A 21,724-nucleotide genomic window follows, 5' to 3' on the forward strand; every position below is an offset into this window, starting at 1 on the left:
TTATGATGAAAAATAGACATGTGAAATTACAGTGATTTACATTGCAACGTAATAATAACAATCCTATAAATAATAACTCTGCTTATTGAATTGGATGTTTTATGACTGTTCTGATTAAAAAATTACTTCCTTCAGAGTGGGAAAGCGCATTCCCGATCATTGCTCAGCTAAGAAATATCACCAAAGACGAATTTTTAAAAAGCGTAAGAGTTCAGACTCTGAATGGGTATGAGCTTGTTGCTGCTGTTCTCGAAGAAAGAATTATCGGTGTGATGGGCATAAGGCCTGTACACACGCTGGCACGAGGTTCTCACCTGCATATTGATGATCTGGTCGTTGATGAACATGAGCGCCATTCGGGAACGGGTAGGTTACTTCTTGATTTCGCTGTCAGTGAGGCTAAAAGCAGGGAGATGAATTTTGTTTTTCTTGATGCAAGGAAAGAAGCAATTCCCTTCTATGAAAGAAATGATTTCATTTTCCACACCTCACCTTCAATGAAAAAGATCCTTTAATTTCCCCTATCCGCAGGCATGTTCAATCCCTGGTCTTACAATGGAATTGAACATACCTGATTGCTCTAACACTCCAGATTCTACGTCGTCACAAATCCACTGCCGCCCAGACTGTGCGTTACCTTGCTGATTATCCACGGCTGCGCGTCGATCACTGACTTAAAGCCCGACACTGCCACCGGCGTCTCAGGAAATAAATCAGCCCGCCCGCGAGCCAGGGAGATCGACAACTCCGCGCTGGAGTTTGTCCCACTTCGCCTGTGCTGCCCGCATGGAGGCCTTTTGCGTGGCGTAGAGGGTAGTGAGGGTAAACGCGTTTTCATCGCTGCCAGCCAGATAATCCCCTTCCTTCGCTTCCGGCGTTTTCTGCACCTTCGCGCTGGTCTTCTTTGCCTTAGCAGTGATGTTTACGATGTTGCCAGAGTTCCAGCTAATAGAATTAGCATTACTGGTAAGAAATATAATTTTGAATGCAATGTCGAAAATATAATCCCAGTTGGCCTAATATTTAAAACAATTATCAGTGAGCGAGTGTTTTTGCATCTGGCATTATTTTAAATACCAGATGATTTAGCAATGAAGAGTTTTATTGCGTCAATTGCATTTGCATTTGCATTTGCATTTGATTGATTCTTTCGAGCATCGCTCTTCCTTGATTATTAAGTCTATCAGTAACATTGATATCAAGAATTAGAATCCCTTTGATAATATCTATAATAACATTTTTCTCATCAATAGGATTGATAAGAGTTTGTACTGTATTTGAAGAGTGAGCTACACTTCCCCTCATCGCGCCGTATCTGTCTAGCAGTTGGATCAGATCATTATAGTCCCCCTCTAATATACCTAAGGGGACAAACATATTTTTAAAGTTTTCTTCTTTTACACCATGATTATTTAACAATACATGCTTGTAAGCGCCATAGGCTTTCTCAGCGGCGGCTAGTGCTATTCCTGAACCATGTTTTTTGATTTGCTGATCAGAAAAGGGTTTGTATTCCTTAACACTGCAGTCAATTTTATCCCAACCGGAATAATGGGACGCAATGATATTTATCACAACGTCACTAGGTGTACCATCTGCTTTCCAACTTAGATACTCATCTTTACTAAGTTTATCTGCTAAATTTTCAAGGTATGCTTCAGTTTCTGCGTGACACAGAAGGCGAAAAGCACGAATCATATCTTGATCAAAAATTATTGTTGGATCTGAAAGGTATTGATCCTCCTGAAGTTTAGTTATTAAAATCTCTTCATTAATAAATTTACTTTCGAGTTCATAAATTCTAGAGATATATGTATTGAAGCTTACTGATGCAAGTTCTAATTTAGGTGTTGATGATATAGTGTCTCTAATTCTAGAATCAGTAATTGGTTGCATTTTAGTCCTTAAACACCGGTATCACAACATCGCCACCTAAATCGCGTAAAATTTCACCCCAACGCACAATTCGATACCGAGTAGCTGGTATTGTTTTAGTCGTTGATTCAATACTATCCATGTATTTTTTGTCTGTACAACACAAGTCTTTAAATGCAGTTAATATTGTCTCCTTCTTGTCTTCTAACGATTTTCTTGCTGCTGGAGAGGTAAAGTAGAAACTCATGGAATCTAAAATCCCCCTATTAAAGCGATTAATAAACTCGCCATTTAAAAACTTCCGGTAAGCATTTTTCCCGAATATCTCCTTAACAAAAGCATGAGATTTTTCAAACTCCTCACAATATTCTGATATTCTTTTTTCAACTTCGCCCCAGTTTTTATTAAAAATTTTACAGACGTTATCAAGGAATTTTTTTAAATCCCCATCATAATCATTCAAAAAGAAATAATATGATATTTCTCTTAATAATATTTCTACATCACGCATTCTAAAGTCTGGAGTTGTTCTATTAAGAATCTCTTGAAGCGCAATGCTCTCAGATGCTATTCGGTCAATATGCAATGTAAAGCTGCCAGGATGTAATGCTTGCCTTAACTCTTGAGGACTTAAGGGTTTACTGCCTGTGTTTAGGCGAAGAAAAACTTCATACAGAAAAGACTCATGGGGGTAATTTTTGATAACAATCGTACGAATTGGCTGGTTTTCTAATTGCGAAATATCTCCAAGAAACTCGGGCGAATCCATCATCGATTTAAAAGTCATACCATTTAACTTTTCTTTTATTTTTAACCCAGTCAATTTAAGGGGGGGAGATGGTTTTTCTCCATCAGGTGTAATATTGGTAAATTTGTATATTGAAAGCAGTCTTTGCTTGCCATCTAAGACAATATACTTCCCTTTTTCATTAGCATTAACTGCCAGAACGATAGGTGGGATGGGGAATCCTAAGACTAAAGATTCAATGAACCGACTTTTCTCTTTTGCAGTCCAAGCATCACGACGCTGAAAGTTTGGGTTTAATTCAATATTACCTTTTCTGATTTGATTTGTTATTGTTTCGGTTGTCCAGTCAGTAGAAAATACAACAGCATTTCCAACCTCTGCTCGTTGTTCTTCTGACCAAGTATTATCATCAACATCTTCTTGCAAGCCTAAATCTTCGTTGAAGATGTTATCGTCAGGGAGGTCAATTTCTTCTTGTTTTACGACGCCTAAAGTGAGTTCCATTAGCTTTGTTCCTTCAGTTCTATTGCCCAGTATTTGAAGTGTATGATCGGTTTACCCCTAAGTAAATCAGGATAAATCGCCAATCTCAAAGATATGTTGAATTTGTCAAAGGCATAAAGAGGATTGCCGCCATAACATCGCCACTTAATATCATTTATTTACCTAATGTATTGATTTATATCTATCTATTTTTTTGTCAATAGTATTCGATATTTTTTACTATTTGATTTATAAAGATAATTTCAGCATCTCCCTAAATCCTAAATCCTAAATCCTAAATCCTAAATCCTAAATCCTAAATCCTAAATCCTAAATCCTAAATCCTAAATCCTAAATCCGGTCTATATCTCCGTCCACTCGGTACCGCGGCTATCAGGATAAACGTTCGTCATTTTCATCGATTTATGCCCCAATAGTTTCTGAGCAAATTCCGCGCCGTATTCCCGCTCGTAAAGCCGGGAAGCAAGACTGCGGGCTTTTGCTCTGTGATACACCGCTTTTTTACTGCGCGCCAGAATGCTTGGGTAATGCTATCCGCTCGAAGCGTGCCGGGCTGCCAGCCGGTTTTTCTGCTGGCAGAACTGAGAATGAACTCAGTATTATTATTCTGCAAACTAAAATTATATATAGGGGATCTGCTGAGTAACAAGAAGAGAATAAATCATAATAATAGTTATCATTCCTATTTCATGGATATCAGTATCATGAAGTGAACTAATGTCTGCTGAAATTTTCAGAATTAAGGTTATGCTAATAATTCTTTTGTATGATTCAGACTATGGGTAAATATGCTAAGAGCTCATTAATGAAATTGCGAGTCTGGAGTATGTTACCCCATGAATATGCTAGTTTTTTTTCGTATTCTTCACACCATGGTGGCATTTTTAATAATGTCGGAAATTATTAACGCTAATCTGACAGAGACCGAAGCAATTGCTGAACATAGTCTTGAAGGGGTTATAACCTGGATGCACATTATTTCAGGATTTGGGCTTATTATATGTGGTTTTCTAATTTCACTGAGGTCTATTTTTATACACATGGTGCGATGGGAGTTTTGCATCTTTTAATTGAAGCATATAAAAATGGTACATCTGACTTAAGTGATTAATTTTTGGTGTGGCAATAATGTAGTTTGCCGTCCATTACAGGGTGAAATAATGAGTAAAAACAAAGCATTGACGCCATCACTTACGCGCTACGCCTGGCTGTCCATTGCCACTGCGATTGCCACCATCGGACTAAAAGGTGTGGCGTGGAAAATGACCGGTTCGGTCGGTCTGCTGTCTGATGCCATCGAATCCGTGGTCAACCTCGCGGGAGCCCTGATGGCGCTCTGGATGCTGACCCTGGCTGCACTTCCGGCCGACGATAAGCACGCATATGGACACGGTAAAGCCGAATATTTTTCGAGCGCTTTTGAGGGGTTCTTGATCCTATTGGCGGCAGCCAGTATTGCCTATACCGCCGTTGATCGTATGTTGGCCCCGCAGCCACTCGACGCGGTTGGTGTCGGACTACTGGTTTCTGTGGTTGCATCCGTTCTTAATTTTGTGACGGCACGAATATTGTTAAGGGCTGGCAAGCAGCACAATTCAATCACGCTTGAGGCAGATGCTCACCACCTGCTGACCGATGTCTGGACGTCGGTCGGGGTCATTTTGGGCGTCGGACTGGTCTATCTGACCGGCTGGTTATGGGTCGATCCGGTTATTGCATTGCTGGTCGCGGCCAACATCGTGTGGACCGGTTATCAGCTCATGAGCCGTTCAGCTGCGGGTCTGATGGACGTCTCGCTACCCGTTGAAGAACTCGAAAAAATCGAGTCGCTGCTGGCGGGATACCGTGAGCAGGGGCTCGGTTTCCATGCGCTGCGCACACGCCAGGCGGGCGGACGCGCGTTTATGACACTGCACATCCTCGTTCCTGGGCTATGGACTGTTCAACATGGTCACGACTGGGCTGAGCGTATAGAGAATGATATCCGCACAGCACTGCCTTTTATCCATATCACCACTCACGTAGAACCCTTGGAAGATCCGGCGTCAATGAACGACCAGGCGCTCGACTGACGCACTCCCTGTTTATTAAACTTATTGATTTTAATAAATTGAATGAGTGTTTGGTTGTTTTTTTGATCATTCTTTAAATCAATAACCTACCTTTAAAACAACCCATTAAACCCCTTCCTGTTACCATAATAAGAAAGGGGAACGTTGCACCCGCGTAAGCATGGCAGCCACTCCCCTTATGTTTCAGCGAACGGAGTAAACTAGAGAAACTGCAGGTTCAGCCCGGCAAAAATCTGCCATCTGGGCTGACCAGGTCCGTGATCTGCCACTGAGCCTTGTGGCTCGATAAAGAAGTTGTAGACGGTTTTTTCCTGCCTGATGACCTGCCCAATCCCAAGCCCCATGGGGACGCTATAACTGTCATTCTGGAAGTTATAAACCCATATAGGTGCTGCGCGAAGATAAGTCCCGCCCCCTAACTGGTAAAAGAGAAATGGCTGGAATGTCCCGAGATGAACATCGTTGCGATCGTCTTTTCCGGCGAAACTGTGCTGCCATGACGCAAGGTAGCCGTATTGAAATTTTGGTGAACTCGCATCAAATAACACGTTGACCAAACCCGCTGACCATTTCTCTGTGCCCAATGAATCATCGCTTGCAGTAGGGGCAGTGATTTGCGGTCCAAAGCCAAAGCTGACAGCAGGATTGCCGGTATCAATCAGCCATGACGCGAAAAGATTAAGATCACCTGTGCCGGTTTTATGGCCGCCAGAGGGAGGTGAAGGGTATGTGTTTACAGGTAAAGAGCCGCGCAGTAGCCAGTGACTTTCACCCAGCGAAAATGGCTGGGCATAACGGAACCAGAACTGGTTGGCATCTTTATCGGTTCCGCTGGCGTCGCCGATATAATAATTCTGCATATTGAATGCAGTCATATTGGCCAGCGGGTTATTCGCCTGCGCAGCGTCCGGCGTATGTTCTTCGGCCGCCAGGACATAACCCGAAACGAAGGGGAAAAGTAAGGGTAATAGTGTGAATATCCGACGCATAAGATCACCTGAATTGAATTCCCCTGCGGCTGTGGTAGAAACACCGCAGGGGTTTTATTTATGGCGTGACGATATTGAACCAGAACTCAAATTTATCCATATAACCCAGCATTTCATCCAGCTTCGCACCGTTGCCGGTCACCTTCACATCGCCTTTATCTTCAGCTTGTTTCAGTGTTACTTCCTTGAGGATAATTTTGTTGAGGGTGTCACGGTTCAGGACAATAGTGGCATCGGCGTCTTTCGCTTCTGCATCGGCTGTATGATTGAGCACACCGTTTTCCAGTTCCAGCTTGTACTTGCCGCCGTCACTGCCCAGATCAACGTTAAACACCGCTTTCGCATTCGCCGCTTTCTCGCCATTGATATGCACACCCAGATAGTCGAAGAACATTTCAGGCGACATGGCTTTTACCGTATCCGCGCTTGCCGTATTCGGCGTTGGCAGTTTCTGCACGCCATTACGTAATTCCTGCGCGCCAGTGAGATAGAAATTACGCCATGGTCCTGATTCGGCCTGATAGCCCAGTTGTTCCAGTGCATCAGCTTCGAGGTTACGCGCAGCCTCATTTTTCGGGTCAGCAAAGACAACTTTACTCACCACCTGTGCTACCCACCGGTAATTCCCTTGATCGTAATCCTCTTTGGCCTTTTTCAGGATGTTATCGGCACCCCCCATATAATCGACAAACTTTTTCGCCGCCTCCTCAGGTGGCAGTTCATCTAATGTTGCCGGGTTGCCGTCAAACCAGCCGAGATAAAGCACATAGGTCGCTTTTACATCGTGGCTGACAGAACCGTAATAACCACGGCTTGCCCAGGTTTTAGCCAGACCGTCCGGGAGTTTAAAGTTTGCGGCTATTTCATCACGTGTCAGGCCGGTATTCGCCAGGCGCAACGTCTGATCATTGATATAGCGATACATATCGCGCTGACTTTTCATCAGGCTGACAACGTTATCTTTACCCCACGTCGGCCAGTGGTGCTGTGCCATGATGATTTCTGCTTTATCACCCCAGCGGTTAATTGCATCGTTAATGTATTTTGACCAGGCGAGGGGGTCGCGAATTTTTGCGCCACGTAACGAGTATGTGTTGTGCAGGGTATGAGTAACATCTTCTGCTGCTTCGATGAGTTTTTTCTCTTCGATATACCACAGCATTTCAGACGGTGCTTCAGAGCCTGGCGCCATCATGAAATCGTAAGTCAGGCCATCAATCGTCTCTTTCTGTCCTGTCTTGTTGATGTAGTTGGTTGGAGCAATTAACGTTACTGTTCCCGCCGATGTCGTGGTACCCAGACCCGCACCCACCTGGCCTTTCGCATCCGGTTTCAGCAGGTTACCGTACATGTAACTGGCTCGGCGGCTCATGACATTACCCGCCATGATATTCTCGGAGACCGCTTCATCCATAAATCCGGCAGGCGCATAAATTTTTACCTTACCGGATTTCACATCAGCCTCGTCGACGACACCACGGACGCCGCCATAATGATCAACATGGCTATGGGTATATATCACCGCGACGACAGGTTTTTGCCCGCGATTTTTATAGTACAAATCCATACCCACTTTCGCGGTTTCTGCCGATACCAGCGGGTCAACCACCGTAATCCCTTCTTTACCCTCGATAATTGTCATGTTTGAAAGATCAATATTGCGGATCTGATAAACCCCGTCGGTAACTTCAAAGAGACCGCTGATATTAATTAATTGTGACTGTCGCCAAAGGCTTGGGTTGACGCTTTCAGGAGCCTTATCGCCTTCTTTGATGAAGGCATATTTCTGAGGATCCCAGACAATATTCCCCTGGGAACCTTTGATCACCTCTGCTGGTATTGCAGCAATGAATCCTTTATGTGCGTTGGTAAAGTCGGTGTTGTCGGAGAAAGGAAGCTGATTATAAAGTGCGTCATTGACCTGTTTGGTCGCCGCCGTAGCATCCTTTGGCGCTTCCTGGGCAAATAGCGGTGTGAGGCTGGTTGATGAAAGTAACCCTGCCAGAGCAAGGCTTTTGACTATCAATTTAAGCTTCATTGCTTATCCTTAAAAATAATCACCCCACCAGGTGGGCATATTCATTAATCCGCATGCGATATACCTCACCCGGGGTATAACGACTGTGGATTAATCTTTTCATGACTCATTTTAAGGATAATCGTGATGTTACATTACGCAATGTTTGAACATAGAAAAACACACAACTTATTGGATTCAAGTGCTTTTTTAAGTAAAATATAAGCTGTGACTATTTTTAATTTCATTTAATTCAGTTTTTATTTCTGTTTCCGGTCATCGCTCTCTGTCCTCCCGGGGGACAGGTCTGACAGTAAAACTTCCCGATTCAACGCCGTCACATTGCCCCACAAGAATGACGAACCAGCCCTTCCCATTCATGCCGGGAAGGGCTGGAATATCAGAACTTCGTCCAGCCGCCATCTTCTGTGGTTAAGACTCTGCTATTTTTTTGTGTTTTATTTTTGGGAAGAAGACTCGCTGAAGAAAGGGGAGCCCTGCCTTCGATTTTAAACACCGAGACAATTTCTGTGAGCTGACGTGCCTGCTCTTCAAGTGAGGCGGCGGCGGCGGCTGATTCCTGCACCAGTGCGGCATTTTGCTGCGTAACACTATCCATTTGCACGACTGCTATACCGATTTGGTTTATTCCTTTGCTTTGTTCAGTCGATGCAGCCGCTATCTCGCTCATGATGTCATTTACACGGCTGACAGAGCTGACGATTTTCTCCATGGCTCCCCCGGCCTGGGTCACTTGTTCTGACCCGGACTGAATGTTCTCAACCGATTCATTAATGAGCACACCAATCTCTTTTGCGGCCTGTCCACTGCGCTGCGCCAGATTTCTTACTTCGCTTGCAACGACGGCGAATCCCCGACCTTGCTCTCCGGCTCGTGCTGCTTCAACAGCGGCATTAAGAGCAAGAATGTTGGTCTGGAAGGCTATACCATTAATAACACTGATTATTTCTACGATTTTATGCGAGCTGGCGTTAATTTTTACCATGGTAGATATGACGTCGTTCACAATAACACCGCCTTGGTTTGCCTCCTGAGTTGCCTGTTCTGCCAGTGTGCTGGCCTGACTCGCATTATCTGCATTATGTCGAACGGTTGAACTCAGTTGTTCCATGCTTGCGGCTGTCTCTTCAAGTGCAGATGCCTGTTCTTCCGTCCTGGAGGAAAGGTCGGTATTCCCGGTGGAGATTTCACTGGAGCCTTTATAAATTGAATCAGCGCTGTTTCGGATGTCGTATACTGTTTTTGCCCAGTTATCCTGCATCTTGTTGATATAAGGTATTAATTGTCCAACGCAGTTTTTACCCTGGAAAGCAATTTTGCTGTCAAGTATGCCGGTTGCCAATGATTCAAGGTGAGCTTTCACTTTGTTTAATGGTTTAACAAGAAAGTTTGCCAGATAACGATCGCTCAAAAGCATAATGACAACGCTGAGGGCCATAGCACCTATAAGTATATATTGGCACCATGCAACCCACTGGGTAATTCTGTGATTCGCTTCAGCGTTAAGAGAGGTAATTTTGTCATTATATTTTTCTATGGCTGCACTAAAGTTACGTCTAAGCGGAAGATATTTATCATTTTTTAAAGACGCGAACAGACTTGTATTTTTCACTGCTGCTGATTCATACATGGGGAATACAGCACTGTTGAAAAGAGTAAAGGAACTGTTATAGATATCGTCCACGGTGTTGGAGTCTAAATTCCCATGATCAATATTTTTAAATTGATCTAACCCTTTTTTAAGACTTTCTAATTCAATCAACGTGGCTTTTATTTCAATATCATAAATGCCGTTATTGTTTTTTTCTAACCCAGCTATAGCGCGTTCCAGTGCTGTTACTGCACGGTAATACTGTGCATTGGCACCATTGATGATGTCACCGTTTTGCTGTTGAACATTGGTGAAGTTCAGTTCACTTTTTAACTGATTAAGTGAGTATAAAGCGAAACCTGATACTCCGGCCCATAAAAGTGAAAAAGTGATGAGAATGGTTATTAATACTGTTCGTATTTTAATATCTCTTATAAATCTCACTTTAGAATCCTCATGTATTTAAACGATAAATTCGCCCTCAACAGGCTTCGGATTTTTTTTATAATTTATAAAACAGCTGAGCCAGCTTTTTTATATTTCATTGATCTCACTATCGGCATCAAAATTTATATCTTGAGCTGTTTTTTGATTTATAAAAGTGAAAAGTATTTGGAGAGTCTTTCGTGTTGAAAAGTATAGATATTACTTAATGATAGGGAAATACTAATATGCATCCTAATTACCAGTCCTTTAAGTGTTTCAGTCAGATTTAAATGGGTAGCAGAATTACCGACCGTTAATTGTGTGGATAAAATTAATACACATTAAATTATGACTGAACGTAGAGTACGTGAATCAGCGGGGGAATATGGCACCTTCGTTGTACTGCTGGATTTTTTAACCAATTGATTTTTCATGATTAAAGTAAAAACTCTGTCCCATATTGCCTGAGTATCTGCCGTCATATTCCTCATCAACAATGGAAATGAAACTTTCCGCCAACGTTTTGAACTTGATAGTTAAAGCGTTTCATTCTCATTTGCAGCCAGATAAATAGCGTTGTAACTTTGAGGTTCCGCCACAACGATAAGGAAAGGAAAATGAAAGCTGCTGTTGTGAATAAAGACCACTCTGTGGACGTCGTGGAGAAGACTCTGCGTGACCTGGAACATGGTGAGGCACTTTTGGAAATGGAGTGCTGTGGTGTATGTCATACGGATTTGCATGTCAAAAACGGTGATTTCGGTGACAAAACCGGCGTAATCCTCGGGCACGAAGGGATCGGTATTGATGTTAATGATCAGCAACTGGAGTTTGCCGCCGACATGGGTGCTGACCTGACCATTAATATGCGGAAAGACGATGCAGCAAAAATTATTCAGGAGAAAGTCGGTGGCGCTCATGCTGCGGTGGTAACAGCAACGGCGAAATCCGCTTTTAACTCCGCAGTGGATGCGATGCGCGCTGGCGGTCGTATTGTCGCCGTGGGTTTACCGCCGGAATCCATGAGCCTGAATATTCCTCGTCTGGTGCTTGACGGCATTCAGGTCGTCGGTTCACTGGTCGGTACCCGTGAAGATCTGGCTGAGGCTTTCCAGTTTGCCGCTGAAGGTAAAGTGGTGCCGAAAGTCACAAAGCGTCCGCTGGGCGATATCAATGCGATCTTCCAGGAAATGGAACAAGGCAAAATTAAAGGTAGAATGGTGATCGACTTTACGCATAAGTAAGGTTTTCAGGGTGTCGGGTGGCGCGGCTTAGCATCTTTTGCTGCGTCACTCATGACTTCCGTGCGAGATAGCCGATAAAAAAAAGCCCGCTCGGGGCGGGCTGAAAGGGGTAATGCGAGGGTCTTACACACTATGAAGGACAGTTCACAGTGGACACAGGAGAAGAAACATCGTCTTCGGATATAAAAGTAACAAACTCAATGTCTATTTATGTCAAAGCTAAGTAAGTTTATTTCCCGACTTGTAACCCCGTCAGATCACTATTTACTCAGGCGCTATACTCAAAATATTCCGCGTGAAAAACAATGTACTGCTAAACCTAAGTGGTGCTAAAGGAACACTATGCGATATTGGGTTAGCTTCATTGTGATTATTGGCATCGCCTGGTTCAGTGGCCCGTGGATAAGCCGTCATGTGCCTTCTGAATATAATCCTTTCACACCGATAACTATTAATGACCCGCCGAATCTGATCACCCGCTACAAATTAAGGAAGCTGGATAACAATCCTCAGGAATGTCTGGCTGTGCTTGAACGGGCTCAGCAAGAGGGGATGATTGAGTTTAACAGCGCCGGAAATATGGGCGGGAAATGTCCGCTGACTCATTCTGTACGCGTTCGCGGATTTGGTGATGTTTCATTGAGTTCGAGTTATCTGGCGAGCTGTCGCCTTGCACTGAGCAGCGCAATGTTTGTCGCGCAGGTTGCGAAACCGCTGGCCACTCGGGAATTAGGTTCGCCGCTGGTGCGTATTGATCATCTGGGCAGTTATGCCTGCAGGAACGTCTATAACAAGCCCGACGCCCGGCTAAGTGAACACGCTACGGCGCAAGCGCTGGATATTGCCGGTTTCTCGCTGGCTGACGGGCGCCATCTTACGGTGCTGAAACAATGGCCTCAGCCCGGCGCAGAAGGAGAGTATGTGCGGACATTATTTTCAGAGAGCTGCCCGTATTTTGGCAATTCCATCGGGCCGGAATACAACGCAGCGCATGCCAATCACTTCCACCTCGGCATGCGCTGGTTCGGTTTTTGCCGTTAATCGACTAAATAGCGCTCCACCAGACGCGTCCAGTAGGCGGTGCCAAAGCTCAGGCTTTCATCATTAAAGTTGTAGGCCGGATTATGCAGCACCGCGCTGTCTCCGTTGCCCAGACGCAGGAAGCAGCCGGGCTTCTGCTGCAGGAAATACGCAAAGTCTTCACTGCCAGAAATAGGCGGAAGATTATCGACCACGTTTTCTTCACCCAGCAGTTCTTTTGCCACTTCCACAGCAAATGCCGTTTCCTGATCGTGATTCACCAGTACCGGATATCCGGGAACATATTCAATTTCAGCACGGGCACCGTAACCGGCAGCGTGATTCTCTGCCAGAGTGCGGATACGTTGCTCAAGCGTTTTGCGGACTTCGGGATCGAAGGAGCGAACACTCATTTCAAGGCGTGCAGTTTCAGGGATGACATTCGCCGCATGCCCTGAATGTAATGAACCGATGGTGACAACCGCTGTGTCATTAGGGTCGATATTGCGCGAAATAACAGACTGCAGGGCGATGACCAGACTGCTGGCAACCAGTATAGGATCTACGGTCATATGCGGGCGGGCTGCATGTCCGCCTTTACCATGAATAGTGATGTTGACCGTGTCGCAGGCTGCCATAAACGGGCCAGAACGGAACATCATTTTGCCGACCGGATAGCCGGGATGATTATGCAGCCCGTAGACGGCATCACAGGGGAATCGTTCAAACAACTGTTCGGCCAGCATGCGCTCCGCACCGCTGTTAAACCCAATTTCTTCAGCGGGCTGGAAAATAAGATGCACGGTGCCGGAAAAGTTTTTGCTGCGTGCAAGCTGTTCAGCGGCACCCAGCAACATCGTCGTATGGCCGTCGTGGCCGCAGGCATGCATTTTTCCAGGAAACTGGCTGGAGTAGCTCAAGTCTGTTCGTTCGGTGATGGGCAGGGCATCCATATCTGCGCGGATGCCAATGCTGCGTGACCCGTTTCCATACTTCATTGAGCCGACGACGCCGTATCCGCCCACGGCGGTAGTCACCTGATAGCCTAGAGATTCGAGTTTTTCAGCGACCAGTGCTGCGGTTGCAGATTCTTCATTGGAAAGTTCAGGGTGTTGGTGCAGGTGTTGGCGAACCTGGCGCAATTGCGGAACGAGATCCGCTACGTCAGCGATGGTGCAAAGTGATTTATTATTCATTATAAGGATCTGTTTTTTGCCTGAAAGAAATCCGGCCAATATGACCGGTGCCATGTCATTACCTTTGACAGAATGCAATGTGAAATCCGGACTGGCAATACATAAATCAGGCAAAAAAAGGACTTTTGAAAATTATGGAATGTTCAATTCAATAACGGTATGTAATTGATGTGACAGACTAAAGTTTTTTCCGCGACGTTACGCAATTCAACATTTTGCTGCTGGATGGTGTCAGCGGTTAACTGTACCGTTGTGATGCAGACCGGGCTGACTGGTAATTCATGAAATATCAGGCAAATGGTTTTCCATCCGCCTGATAAAGGTCTCAGATAAAGCAGCAGAATCGAGGAGGTAATAGCGGGTTTCAAGCGGGCATATAACTTATTGAGTGCTCCAGTGAGTCACACTGGGAATCGATAAGAACATTCCAGATACCTTTATAAGGGATCCCCACATAAGCCGTATTTTGATCATTAACCGTCAAAATATCGCCGAAACCTGAGTGACGTCCTTTTCGCTCAACATCATTTTCACACATCAGATGAATGTGACATTTTTCTGAACAACGTATGACGACGGTGTCGCCACCAAACAGACTCAATCTGGCTCGAACGATAGGCATGACTTCCCCCAATAAGATAAAACACCTGAAATACGCTGTAACCGAACACTGCCAGGTTTGACGCCACCCGGACCGGGAGTGATATTGGTCACACAACGCTCTGGAATCTATAAAACCAGACAAAAGAGGGGGAAATAATGACCTTAATCAAGAGTTGTAATAATCTTCCGAAGATTAATTGTTAGCCACTCAAACACATGTAAATGAAAATGATCTAATTTCTAGTAAGGAGGTTGGAATGTTGCTGTCAGGTTATCGGCGGGTGAGTAATGCAGGTGAGCGGTAACACACAGGGCGTCTCTTTCCGGGAATTGATAATATGTATTCATTCGTTACAGAGTAATAAAATAGCTGCTTTTTCTTTCACAAGCTGACACCCTATAGGCGTATGGCATGTGCGCTCGCTTTAAATTGATTATTATCGGTTTTTTTACCGTCTCACGCGCCCATTCTGCGGGTGATGAAAAAAATGCGGGCGCTACACTTTCTAATTTTATCCAGTTATAAGGGCATCGGATGAATTGCTCCGAAAAATTCAAATATGTCAGAAACTTCAGTGCGTTATCCCTGGTTCTGAATGCTTTTTTTAGCCTGCCGGTACATGCGGATGACGCACTGTTACGGGCGTGTAGCAATGCAAAAACGGCCAAGGATTGCCAGTTGCCTTTCCAGCAAGGGCTTTCCCCTGTGCAGGTCGGGTTATCCCGCGAACCGTTGTGGGGGTACGTGGATACCACAGGGCATATGGTGATCAAGCCTGATTTCAGTGAAGCCCGGGGTTTTGTGAACGACCTGGCTGCTGCGAAAAAAGGCGATAAATTCGGCTATATCGATAAGAAAGGCCACTGGGTTATTGAACCTAAATTTACGCGGGCAACCGATTTCAATGCACAAGGCACCGCGCTGGTCGTGACCGATAACCGTCTGGTACTGATTGATCGCAAAGGTGCAGTGATAAAAACGCTGCCGTTTGCCGTTTCTCTCGACAGCCAGGGATTTGTGCGCGGTCAGGCATTGGCAAGTGTGCAAACGCAAGTTTCGCCTGCCTTGTGGAATGCCTCCACAAATCGTTCCCTTTCTCTGCCTGATGATGTCATCGCACTGGATTTGCCTCAGTCCGGGCTGATTCCAGCTAAAAAGCGTGATTCTGCGCAAGACGGTTACTGGGGATATCTCGATGAAAATGGTGACTGGGCGATTGACCCGATGATCCTGAAAACCCGCGACGAGCCGCAATTTAGTGGTGATGTCGTTGCGGTGAAAACCAAAAACGTCTGGATGTTCGTTGACCGGCAGGGTGTTTCGTTAAATAAAGAGCAATATAAATCTGTACGTCCGCTGGCTTCAGGTAGCTGGCTGGTTACAGCTGCGGATAGCAGCAAACAGTTGCTCAACAATAAGCTGGAAAAAGTGCAGGATATTCCTGCAGATCAATCTGAAAACATCCTCGACTGGGGTAAAGCTACGCTGGGAACGGGCAGTAAAGGCATTGTGATTATCGGTGCTGATAATCAGGTTGCTTCGCTGAAAGTGAATAAGCCGCAAGTTCTGCAACAGGGCAACCGTCTTTGGGTGATGCAAACTGAGGGGAAAACGCCTCAGGTCGTGCAGATCTATGACAATAACGGCGTAGCACTTCTTAATGACGCCACGCTGACGGCGCTGAAAGACTATCAGTTAAGACTATTGGGCACGACGCCGATGACCGATGACATCAATACTTTGGCGCAAGCAACTACAGATACGGCGCAAAGCCTGCCATGGGCTGTTCTGACGCCTGTTGATGCGACAAAACCTCCGGCAATCCTCACCTCCCAGGGGAATGTGCTTTCCGATCCTCAGTGGGCATCGGTTGAAGGAGAGGCTTCTCAGGCTCCGTTGATCATCCATACTGAAAACAAAAAAGTTGGCGCGATCGATGCGGCAGGGAAATGGGTTATCCAGCCAGTCTTTACGCAAATCACCCCGTTTAACGGCGACTATACCTGGGCCACTGACAACGCTGGCAATACAGACGTTAAGCTCCTTATTGATCGCAGCGGTAACGCGATAGACGTTCCGGCAAATATTCAGCAAAGCGCTCAGCGTTTGTCATCCAGACTGCTGTTTTATACCGGGGGCGAAAAAGATGCCCAACGCTGGGGCTTATGGGACATTGCGAGTAAAAGCAATAAAGCTGCACCTCAGTTTATTCAGATTGATTCCTTCAATGACGGTTATGCCCTGGCGCAGACAGATACGGGCTGGGGCGTGATCAGAACCGACGGCAGTTGGGCGATTGCGCCTGATGCGGGCCGTAGCGGTAAATTCCAGTATATCGGGCAGGGTGCTTTTACGCTTTCTGATAACGATCAGCCCGGTGAGCGTGGTGCGCTTGCCAGCCATTACAGCCTCTACAGCGCTGAAAACGGTCAGGCTTTAGCCACAGATTTGCTCTCAAGGCCGCAGCCTGTGGGCCGCAACCACTGGCTGGTTCAACCTTCCGAAGGTGGTGTTGCATTGCTCGACAGCGCAGGGCGTTTCCCTGTCAGCAAGGCAATTACTGCATCTTCAAGTTCTGTTGATGGCGACTGGGTTATGCTCAGTTTTTCCCCTCATTTTGGGGCGATTAACAGTCAGGGCGACTGGCAAGTCCCACCACTTTATACCGCTGAATTCAATTTCATCCCGCCTCTTAATCTGAGCCGCGCGGTCAGTGATGGCCGCGTCACATTGATTAATGATCATGGCGCGGTTCCGTTAGACGGTTTTGAACAGGCCCAGGCATTGAACTCGATGGCGCGGTTGGTCATGAATGACGATCTTACAGGCGAAACTGTGTTGTATGACAACGACGGCAATGAGATTCAGCGCTTCGCCGGACTCGACAGCCTGCAGGCGGATAAAGCCAATTCTGGCGTCATCCCTCTGCGTGATAGCAAGGGCCTGTATGGTTTTGTTGATCAGCAAGGCAAGAAACTGATCGGTTCTTACTTTGATCAGGTTGGTGCAATGAGCAATAATTTTGCTACCGCCATGAAGAAATCGACCTATGGCAATTTGCTAGGTTACATCAATACCACAGGGCGTTTCGCTATTTTGCCTAAGTTCGATTGGGCAAATGATTTCAGCGAGAAACATGCCTGGGCAGGGGGTAAAGGTGTGGTCAGTTTGCTAAACGGTGATGGCGCTGTTCAGGCGAAAATTCAGGTGCGCTGTAATCAGCGTGTCATTGTGGATGCTAAGGGGGCTTATCTCTGGCCAGCCAAGGCTCCTGCATGCGGTACCGGAGGTAATTAATGATTGTCAGCAAACCTTCAAGGCTAAGAAATGCACTCCGTTGTGCTCTGAATACCAGCAGTACACTGGCCTTATTGACGCTGACATCCGCTGCAATCGCGGCAGAGCCCGACAGTTGCTTTGCGCCGTTATCTGCGGCGCAGGCGGATGCACAAAGGCATAATGCATTGCCTGTGGTTCAGAATTTATGTATCCGTGATGTCCATGAAGGCCGTGCAGCAGTGCTTTTGCCTGCTGCAGATGCAAATGGCGAGCGTTGGGGCTTTTTAGACAATCAGGGGCAACTGGTCATTAAACCTGTTTTTGAAAAAGTCGGTGACTATCATTTTGGTGCCGCCGCTGCCATGCAACAGGGCAAGTGGGGATTCATCGATCTGACAGGAAACTGGATGATTCCGCCGGCCTTTGATCGCGTCCAGCCCTTTACCGAATCCGGGTTGGCCGTGGTGACGGCGGGAGGTAAACCACAAATTATTGACCACAAAGGTGCCCAGGTCGGTAAAGCGCTGGATGAATTAGTGGATGACGCCACTCTGAGTGACGGCATTCCGGCCCGCCTGAGTCTGACGTTTAACAGCGTTCTGCTTTCCCCTGATGGTGTCCGTCATGTGGCTACCGACAAAATGGAAGTGGTTGAACCGTTTGGCCCGAAAGATCTCTTTATCGCTTTTGATGCCAGCAAAGGTTACGGCATCATTGATGGCAATCTTACCTGGCGCGTTCTGCCGCAATACACCGCAATCACCCTTGATCCGCAAAACTCTTCTGTTGCCCTGGCGAAAAATGCGGAAGGAATTACCTTAATTCGCACCGACGGTGTGCCGGACGAACAGAAGTACTTGTCGGTCAGTGAAGAAACTGGCGCTTTCTGGCTGGCAAAAACCCCTGAAGGGATCAAATTACTTGATAATTCCGCAGTGGTTATCGCCACCTTTAGCGAAGCCGAGGCCTCTTCGCTTCGTGTCTCCGGTGATTACGTGTTGAATCCCGTCACCAAAGACGCTCTTACATTGTATGTACCGGGACGTAAACAACCTCTTTTGTTGCCTGCGGGCAGTGAGCCCTGGGAGCACAGTACGGGTGAATATCTGATCACTACCAAAGGTGACCCGAAAAAGGTTAACGCGATTGTTGCACCTTCTGGCGGTATCATCGGAGGCTCACAGAATGTGGGCTGGCTGGCGCAAATCAACAGCGCAGAAGTGATCAACAACCGTTTATGGCTGCGCAACGAACAGGGTGATGTCGTCAATGTTGTTGATGCATCAGGAAAGGCGTTACTGAATCAGAAGAATAGCAGCGCCCTTGATGGCAGCCGGATTGAACCTCTCTATGTCAGAAATGATGTTACTTCTGCACAATCGCCACTCGCACTGATTCGTCCTGAATCCGGAAGCGGTAAAAACGGTGCCGGTTTCCTGCGCCCGGATGGTTCACTTCAGCTCGACAGCAAATGGCAGGATATTCAATCTGCTGACGCAGACGGTAATATCGAACAGTTTATTGTCAGAACGGCTGAGGGAACCGGTGTTGTCGATGCTCAGGGGAAAATTGTTATCCCGCTGACCGAAGACAATATTTCGCCCTTTGTTCATGGCTACGCGCTTGATTATCTGGACGGCAAGCTGACCGCACTGGATCACGCGGGTAAGCATTATGATTTGCCCAACGTATTCGAGATTGAGTCTGTGGGTAACGGCTGGTTCCGTTTTCGCGAAACCGCTGCCGAAGGCGCGCTGTGGGGCATCTTTGATGTCAACACACAGAAAACGGTTGTTCAGCCCTCTTATCAGGATTTGGGTGACTACGCCGATGGTCTGGCGGCGTTCAGAGCGCCGGGAGGCTTATGGGGCATTGTGGACGGTCAGGGTAAAATCATTGTTGAAGCGAAGTATGCTAAAGCAAAACGTATCAATTCTGCGCTCTGGCTGCTGACGCAACCGGCCGCTCCTGACCAAGCCGAATCCAGTGTGATTGCTGAAATCATTGGCAATGATGCGAAAGCGAGAGTCGCAGCAACGGCGGGGTTATCAGTCACTCAGTTCAGTGATGGACGCATTCTTGCCACCTCTGTCGCAGGGCAGTCCTGGCTTTTGGATCCCCAAGGCAACATTGAACTGCACGAACAGCAAACCCGTATTAGCGCGCTGGGCGATTGGGTAAAATTATCCCGTAAGCCGCAGGAAGGTTATCTTTCTGCGCAAGGAGAATGGCAAATTCAGCCCGTAGCGGAAGCCCAAAGTTCTGCTTTTGTGCAGGGCCGTGCTTTGCGTTCGACGCCGGCAGGGTATGAGCTGCTCGATGATAAAGGTGTGCGGGTTGCGGCTATGCCCGAGGGCAGGTGGACAATGCCGTCAGCCAGCACGTGGTCTGTCTCTAACGACCCGCAGGATGGTACGCCAGCGACCCGTTATGTCGACAACACCGGTAAATTAGTACTGACGGTACAGGGGAATGCCAGCCTGATGGTGAATGATCATGCTGTACTGACACGCGCAGACGGCATGAAAACCTGGATAAACGGCCAGGGTAAACAAGCTGAGGGCATTGCTTATGCCGACTTAGGTTTGCCTGTGGATGGCCTGGCATTCGCCAAAACGAACAATAATTACGGTTTTGTCGATGTACAGGGTAACTTTGCCATTGCACCGCTATTCAGTGCCGTCTCACCGTTTGACAGCGGCGTTGCCGTCGTTTCAACGCCTGTGATGTCAATGATGATTGATAAAACGGGTAAACCGCTTGCAAGGATCGATAAGGAATGCGGCATTGCCGTTTTATACGGCGCTGGCAGCGCAAGACAGTGGCCGGTAGCGATGCCGGATAACTGCAAACCGTAGAACGCATTTCTGGCTTTTAAAACCCGCTACGGCGGGTTTTTTTGTGCTAATGTTTAACTGTCATAGTAGTGAACTATCTCAATTGAAAGGATAAATTATGATTCCGCAGATCCCACTTAAATACAGGGATGCAGAGCGCTGGTCGTTTGGTGATACCGAGTCGTCAGCAGACGAACTGGCTAAACGTGTTATTGCAGGCACAAAAACCGCCACCTGTTCAAACCTGGATGATGACCCGGAACCAGAACCTGGCGAAATCTTTGTGGTGGTCGATGGTCGCAATAATCCGGTGTGTGCCGTACAACTGACCGAAGTGAAACAAGTTCCCTTTGATCAGGTGACAGAGCAACATGCCTGGGAAGAAGGTGAAGGTGACCGCACGCTGGCTTACTGGCGCGCTGAGCATCAGCGTTTCTTCGAAGAGTACGAGATGTTTGAACCCACTATGCCATTGTTACTGATGAAGTTCCGGATGATAGAAAAGTTCTAAATATCTGAGGGGCCTGATAAGGAAAATCAGGCCTTAAATCTCGCCAGCCAGCTATATGATCAACCTGATGTTGTCGATCTGCCGTTCAGGAATATGTCATGTCAGTGAATTCAGTAAATCAACGCGCTTTTGCAACCCTTTCAGGAATACCTTATTTCAGCCAGTGGGAAGACCCTGACTGTGCTGCCGGAATTATTGCCGGTGAACTCGAACTGAGTGATATCAAACTATGGGCCCAGTCTGGCGCATCAACCCAGCAGGAATTTATTGAGTGGGCAAACCATGTTTGTGGGATGTGTTGCCTGAAAATGGTGCTGGCGGCGGTTTCCGGAAAAGTGGTGCCTGTTCTTAATCTGACTCAGCGCAGTCTGCCATATGGCGCGTATGTTCGTGATGGCGACAACATTAAGGGGTTGATTTATGCACCTTTTGTTGAGTATGTTCGCCAGGAGTTGGGGATGACCGCAGTAGTTAAAGTGGGAATTGCTGCTGAGGATATTGCTGCACAAATGGTAGATCACCGGTTCTTCATTGCCTCGGTGCATCCGTCGGTTCGTATTCCGGAGACTGTTCCGCCGCGTAAAGGCGGGCATCTGGTGCTGGTGACGCGTGCCGACAGGGAGTTTGTGACCTTTCATAATCCTTCCGGTCATGATATTTCCACACAACAGGATGTCACGTTACCGGTGAAAGTCTTCGCCCGCTTTTTTGCCGGACGGGGTATTTCGTTGGTTGAAAACGCTGAGTGAACGCAAGCGGCATGGCGAACATCATCCCGTTCGCCATGCTG

The 21,724-nt window shown here is 46.7% G+C and carries 16 protein-coding genes and 1 pseudogene; 8 read left to right on the top strand and 9 right to left on the bottom strand.

The genetic code is table 11. The annotated features are described in order from the left end of the window. Nucleotides 1-101: 101 nt before the first annotated feature. Entirely contained in the window at nucleotides 102-515 is a 414-nt protein-coding gene (locus LC431_RS22615; protein WP_112152157.1) for a GNAT family N-acetyltransferase, read from the top strand. An 80-nt stretch (nucleotides 516-595) separates the two neighbouring features. On the opposite strand, the pseudogene LC431_RS22620 reads toward LC431_RS22615, so the two are convergent. The 4 genes and pseudogenes from LC431_RS22620 to LC431_RS22635 form a co-directional block, all read right to left on the bottom strand. Next, a pseudogene (locus tag LC431_RS22620) lies at nucleotides 596-911 on the bottom strand (phage late control D family protein); the annotation flags it as partial. A 190-nt stretch (nucleotides 912-1,101) separates the two neighbouring features. After that, nucleotides 1,102-1,896 (bottom strand): HEPN domain-containing protein, encoded by a 795-nt coding sequence (locus LC431_RS22625; RefSeq protein ID WP_223510348.1) that lies wholly within the window; start codon nucleotides 1,894-1,896, stop codon nucleotides 1,102-1,104. A gap of 1 nt (nucleotide 1,897) precedes the next feature. Continuing rightward, complete coding sequence (locus LC431_RS22630; RefSeq protein ID WP_223510349.1) at nucleotides 1,898-3,127, bottom strand: DUF262 domain-containing protein; 1,230 nt, start codon at nucleotides 3,125-3,127, stop codon at nucleotides 1,898-1,900. Nucleotides 3,128-3,468: 341 nt separating this feature from the next. Beyond that, nucleotides 3,469-3,621, bottom strand: coding sequence for a tyrosine-type recombinase/integrase (locus tag LC431_RS22635; protein WP_223510350.1), 153 nt, complete (start codon nucleotides 3,619-3,621; stop codon nucleotides 3,469-3,471). A 666-nt stretch (nucleotides 3,622-4,287) separates the two neighbouring features. Between LC431_RS22635 and LC431_RS22640 the strand changes: the two genes are divergently transcribed. Beyond that, nucleotides 4,288-5,199 carry a cation diffusion facilitator family transporter gene (locus LC431_RS22640; protein WP_112152160.1) on the top strand — a complete coding sequence of 304 codons (912 nt, stop codon included), beginning with the start codon at nucleotides 4,288-4,290 and terminating at the stop codon, nucleotides 5,197-5,199. A 200-nt stretch (nucleotides 5,200-5,399) separates the two neighbouring features. Here LC431_RS22640 and LC431_RS22645 read toward each other — a convergent pair whose 3' ends face one another. From LC431_RS22645 to LC431_RS26440, 3 genes are all read right to left on the bottom strand, one after another. Continuing rightward, a complete protein-coding gene (locus tag LC431_RS22645) occupies nucleotides 5,400-6,188 on the bottom strand; it encodes a hypothetical protein (RefSeq protein ID WP_112152161.1) in 789 nt (262 codons plus the stop codon). Between the two features lie 58 nt (nucleotides 6,189-6,246). After that, nucleotides 6,247-8,226, bottom strand: a complete 1,980-nt coding sequence (locus tag LC431_RS22650) for an alkyl/aryl-sulfatase (protein ID WP_223510351.1) — start codon at nucleotides 8,224-8,226, stop codon at nucleotides 6,247-6,249. 379 nt (nucleotides 8,227-8,605) lie between these two features. After that, nucleotides 8,606-10,261, bottom strand: coding sequence for a methyl-accepting chemotaxis protein (locus LC431_RS26440; protein WP_013576166.1), 1,656 nt, complete (start codon nucleotides 10,259-10,261; stop codon nucleotides 8,606-8,608). A gap of 599 nt (nucleotides 10,262-10,860) precedes the next feature. Between LC431_RS26440 and LC431_RS22660 the strand changes: the two genes are divergently transcribed. Continuing rightward, nucleotides 10,861-11,487, top strand: coding sequence for a zinc-binding dehydrogenase (locus LC431_RS22660; protein ID WP_013576165.1), 627 nt, complete (start codon nucleotides 10,861-10,863; stop codon nucleotides 11,485-11,487). A gap of 342 nt (nucleotides 11,488-11,829) precedes the next feature. Then, nucleotides 11,830-12,528 (top strand): extensin family protein, encoded by a 699-nt coding sequence (locus LC431_RS22665; protein WP_013576164.1) that lies wholly within the window; start codon nucleotides 11,830-11,832, stop codon nucleotides 12,526-12,528. Here the strand turns inward: LC431_RS22665 and LC431_RS22670 are convergent. Together LC431_RS22670 and LC431_RS22675 are read right to left on the bottom strand one after the other, a co-directional pair. Next, complete coding sequence (locus tag LC431_RS22670; protein ID WP_223510352.1) at nucleotides 12,525-13,703, bottom strand: M20 aminoacylase family protein; 1,179 nt, start codon at nucleotides 13,701-13,703, stop codon at nucleotides 12,525-12,527. The two genes, LC431_RS22665 and LC431_RS22670, sit on opposite strands and share 4 nt — an antisense overlap. Before the next feature lie 364 nt (nucleotides 13,704-14,067). Then, entirely contained in the window at nucleotides 14,068-14,325 is a 258-nt protein-coding gene (locus tag LC431_RS22675; RefSeq protein ID WP_013576162.1) for a DUF1883 domain-containing protein, read from the bottom strand. A gap of 516 nt (nucleotides 14,326-14,841) precedes the next feature. Between LC431_RS22675 and LC431_RS22680 the strand changes: the two genes are divergently transcribed. The 4 genes from LC431_RS22680 to LC431_RS22695 all read left to right on the top strand — a co-directional run bounded on the left by LC431_RS22680 (nucleotide 14,842) and on the right by LC431_RS22695 (nucleotide 21,683). Continuing rightward, nucleotides 14,842-17,604, top strand: a complete 2,763-nt coding sequence (locus tag LC431_RS22680) for a WG repeat-containing protein (protein WP_223510353.1) — start codon at nucleotides 14,842-14,844, stop codon at nucleotides 17,602-17,604. Then, nucleotides 17,604-20,444, top strand: coding sequence for a WG repeat-containing protein (locus LC431_RS22685; RefSeq protein ID WP_223510354.1), 2,841 nt, complete (start codon nucleotides 17,604-17,606; stop codon nucleotides 20,442-20,444). The genes LC431_RS22680 and LC431_RS22685 overlap by 1 nt, the downstream gene beginning before the upstream one ends. Before the next feature lie 97 nt (nucleotides 20,445-20,541). Continuing rightward, nucleotides 20,542-20,934: an ASCH domain-containing protein gene (locus LC431_RS22690; protein WP_013576159.1), complete on the top strand. Its 393-nt coding sequence runs from the start codon at nucleotides 20,542-20,544 to the stop codon at nucleotides 20,932-20,934. A 98-nt stretch (nucleotides 20,935-21,032) separates the two neighbouring features. Further along, nucleotides 21,033-21,683: a hypothetical protein gene (locus LC431_RS22695; RefSeq protein WP_112152166.1), complete on the top strand. Its 651-nt coding sequence runs from the start codon at nucleotides 21,033-21,035 to the stop codon at nucleotides 21,681-21,683. Nucleotides 21,684-21,724: the final 41 nt, after the last annotated feature.

It is taken from the genome of Rahnella sp. GSA61A, from assembly GCF_019969905.1.
Lineage (GTDB): Bacteria > Pseudomonadota > Gammaproteobacteria > Enterobacterales > Enterobacteriaceae > Rahnella > Rahnella aceris.